This is a genomic window from Bradyrhizobium valentinum, assembly GCF_001440405.1.
Lineage (GTDB): Bacteria > Pseudomonadota > Alphaproteobacteria > Rhizobiales > Xanthobacteraceae > Bradyrhizobium > Bradyrhizobium valentinum.
This window is the reverse complement of sequence record NZ_LLXX01000163.1, coordinates 317-3,856: the sequence shown is the minus strand read 5'-3', so window position 1 is coordinate 3,856 and position 3,540 is coordinate 317. Positions and strand designations below refer to the sequence as shown.

4 protein-coding genes are annotated in these 3,540 nt (G+C 64.0%); all 4 read left to right on the top strand.

Translation table 11 applies throughout. From position 1 onward, the window contains the following. The first annotated feature begins 112 nt into the window (after window positions 1-112). Window positions 113-400, top strand: coding sequence for a HigA family addiction module antitoxin (locus tag CP49_RS29225; protein WP_057853603.1), 288 nt, complete (start codon window positions 113-115; stop codon window positions 398-400). 30 nt (window positions 401-430) lie between these two features. Then, window positions 431-910 carry a DUF721 domain-containing protein gene (locus tag CP49_RS29220; protein ID WP_057853602.1) on the top strand — a complete coding sequence of 160 codons (480 nt, stop codon included), beginning with the start codon at window positions 431-433 and terminating at the stop codon, window positions 908-910. A 118-nt stretch (window positions 911-1,028) separates the two neighbouring features. After that, window positions 1,029-1,685, top strand: coding sequence for a DsbA family protein (locus tag CP49_RS29215; RefSeq protein ID WP_057853601.1), 657 nt, complete (start codon window positions 1,029-1,031; stop codon window positions 1,683-1,685). Window positions 1,686-1,924: 239 nt separating this feature from the next. After that, window positions 1,925-3,540, top strand: a 1,616-nt coding sequence (locus CP49_RS29210; protein WP_245310924.1) for a chromosome segregation SMC family protein, incomplete at its 3' end; no start/stop codon positions are given.

Here is a 3,540-nt window from a genome sequence, read left to right as displayed (position 1 = left end):
GGCCATCCACGTCTTTCTTCAATGTTTTGGCGCAAGACGTGGATGGCCGGGACAAGCCCGGCCATGACGTACCCCTATTCCCATCGAAATTTGCAACGTGATACAATCCCACATGGCAAAACCAAACCCGCATCCCGGCGAAATTCTGCTTGAGGAATTCCTCAGGCCGATGGGGCTCAGCCAGAACGCGCTTGCGCGCGCCGTTCACGTAGCGCCGCGCCGCATCAACGAAATTGTGCTGGGCAAGCGAGCCATTACCGCTGATACCGACCTTCGACTCGCGCGCTATTTCGGCCTTTCTGAAGGATTCTTCCTGGGCCTGCAGATGGACTATGATCTGATGCAGCGGCGGCGTGAGATCGACCGCGACCTGAAGACGATTCGGCCGCGCGCGGCGTGACCTGGAACGCCGCCGCAGATATAAGGCCCCATGTCCAAACCCGGCCCGATCTCGGCAAAACCCCTCTCCGTCCTGCTCAGCGACGTATTTTCGGATGCCTATGCCAAGCAGGGATTTGCCGCGCGCGAACTGGTGACGCGCTGGGCTGAGATTGCCGGCCCCGAAATATCAGCTCATTCCGAGCCGCTGAAGATGCAATGGCCGCGGCCGGTGGAAGGGCAACCGCAGGAACCGGCCACGCTGGTGTTGCGGGTAGAAGGTCCGATGGCGCTGGAGATCCAGCATTCCTCCGATGTTATTCTGCAACGGGTCAACCGCTTCTTCGGCTGGAGCGCGGTTGGCCGGCTGGCGCTACGGCAGGCGCCGCTCTCGCGCCGGAAGGGCCCCACCCCCACCCGCGCGCCGGACCCGAAATCGGTTGCGAAAGTCGCCGAAACCCTGTCGGCGGTAGAGGACGAGGAACTGCGCGCCGCACTTGCGCGGCTTGGCGCCGCGATCAAGCGAAATTGAGCCTTTTGCGCAGCCCGCCCGGCGCAACCCACCATTGCCACAACTAGCGTTTCAAGCTAGCGAAGGCTTCTTTTTCGCACCTTCTTTCGGGCGTGAACGCGCCATTCGGGAGCAGACTTTGATGATCACGCGCCGCGCCTTCACCGCCGCCCTGTCGCTAACCGGGTTCGCCGCCCTCGCCGGCTTCTCGCCGCTGCGGCTGATCACGGATGCCATGGCGCAAAGCGCCGCCGATATCGCCAAGCCGCAATCGCTGCCGGACATGGCGCTCGGACCCGCCAACGCATCGGTGACCATCACCGAATACGCGTCGATGACCTGCCCGCACTGCGCGGCCTTCGCTGAAAAGGTGTTTCCGAAGATCAAGTCGGAATTCATCGACAGCGGCAAGATCCGCTACGTGTTCCGGGAATTCCCGCTCGATATCAAGGCGGCTGCGGGATCGATGCTGGCGCGCTGCATCGCCAAGGACGACGCCCCGAAATATTTCGCCGTGATCGACCTTCTGTTCAAGCAGCAGAACGACTGGGTGGCGAAGAACACCACGGAGACGCTGGCCCGGATCGGCAAGCAGGCCGGCCTCACCCAAACGCAGGTCGAGGACTGCCTGAAGGATCAGGCGCTGCTCGACAAGATCGCGGCCGACCAGAAATTCGCGGCCGAGGTACTGAAGGTGCAGTCGACACCGACCTTCTTCATCAACGGCGAGATGATCAAGGGCGAGCAGAGCTTCGAGGAGTTCGCAAAGCGCATCAATTCGCTGTTGAAGAGCTGATTCGCGCCGCCGGATTCATATCCGGCCATAAGTCCAGCAAAAGGCTCGACAAAAGCGCCTCGAGTCCTTTGCAAATCCCTTGGGAAAAGCCCCGTGGGCCCGTTGCCCTCCGGCCCCGCCCTCGCCATTGTCGCATGCGATAAGAACCGCTATCGGCGGTTCGTCCACACACCGACATTGCCTTCTATGGTATTGTCACGGCAGGGAGATTCGCGCCCGGCCAACAGAGAATTGTGTTCATGAAACTCACGCGCCTCCGCCTCCATGGTTTCAAGTCGTTCGTTGAACCCACTGATTTCATGATCGAACCCGGCCTCACCGGCGTGGTCGGACCGAATGGCTGCGGCAAATCGAATCTGGTCGAGGCGCTGCGCTGGGCAATGGGCGAAACGTCACACAAATCGCTGCGCGCCGCCGACATGGATGCAGTGATCTTCGCTGGTTCCGGCAACCGTCCGGCGCGGAACCACGCCGAAGTTACCATGACGATCGACAATGCCGATCGCACCGCGCCGGCGGCCGTCAATGACAGCCAGGTGCTGGAAATCTCCCGCCGCATCGAGCGTGAAGCGGGCTCGGTCTATCGCATCAACGGCCGCGATGTTCGTGCGCGCGACGTGCAGATCCTGTTTGCGGATGCCGCCACCGGTGCGCGTTCGCCGGCGCTGGTTCACCAGGGCAAGATCGGCGAGATCATTCAGGCCAAGCCCGAACAGCGCCGCCGCGTGCTGGAAGACGCCGCCGGCGTCGCCGGCCTGCATGCCCGCCGCCACGAGGCTGAGTTGCGGCTGAGGGCGGCCGAAACCAACCTCACCCGTGTCGAGGACGTGATTGGGCAGCTCTCGGGCCAGATCGACGGGCTGAAGAAGCAGGCGCGACAGGCCATTCGTTTCCGCGAAGTCGCCGCCAAGGTGCGTAAGGCGGAAGCCACGCTGTTTCATCTGCGCTGGCTGGAGGCCAATGCCGACGTTGCGGAAGCTGGGCATACCCACGACATCAACGTTCGCGAAATGGCCGAGCGCACCCGCGAGCAGGCTGAGGCCGCGCGCATCCAGGCGATCCGCGCCTCTGAACTGCCTGCCTTGCGCGAAGGCGAGGCCCGCGCCGCGGCGGGGCTGCAGCGGCTCACCAATGCGCGCGAACAACTCGACCGCGAGGAGGAGCGCGCCAAGGAGCGCGTCGCCGAGCTCGACCGGCGGCTGACGCAGTTCGAGGCCGACATCGCGCGCGAGCAGCAGCAGACCTCCGATGCCGAAGTGGCGCTGCAGCGGCTCGACACCGAAGACGCCGAGTTAAAGGAAGAGATCAAGTCACGCGTCGAAAAGCGCTCCGGCGTTGATGAACGCGTTTCCGAAGCGGAAGCGACGCTGGCCGCTGCCGAGCGCATGTTCGGCGAGCTGACCACCGCGCTGGCCGATCTCTCCGCCAAGCGCAACCAACTCGAAGCCGGCGTGCGCACCCATCGCGACCGGCTGGCCCGGCTCGATCAGGAAATCGCCAGCGTCCAGGCCGACGAGGAGAAGCTCGCGCAGGAAACCGGCAGTCTCGGCGACCTCGACGCGCTCGCCGCGGCGATGGAGACCGCGCAGGAAACGCTGGCTGCGTCCGAAGCCGCAGCGCAAGCCAGCGAGACCGGCCACGTCGCCGCGCGACAGAAGCTCGAGGCCTCCCGCGCGCCGCTCACCGAGGCCGACAAGCGCGTGCAGCGGCTGGAGACTGAAGCGCGCACCATTTCAAAACTGGTCAATGGCGAGACTAAGAACCTGTGGCCGCCGATCATCGACGGCGTCACCGTCACCAAGGGCTATGAAAAGGCGATCGGCGCCGTCCTCGGCGACGATCTTGACGCCCCCGT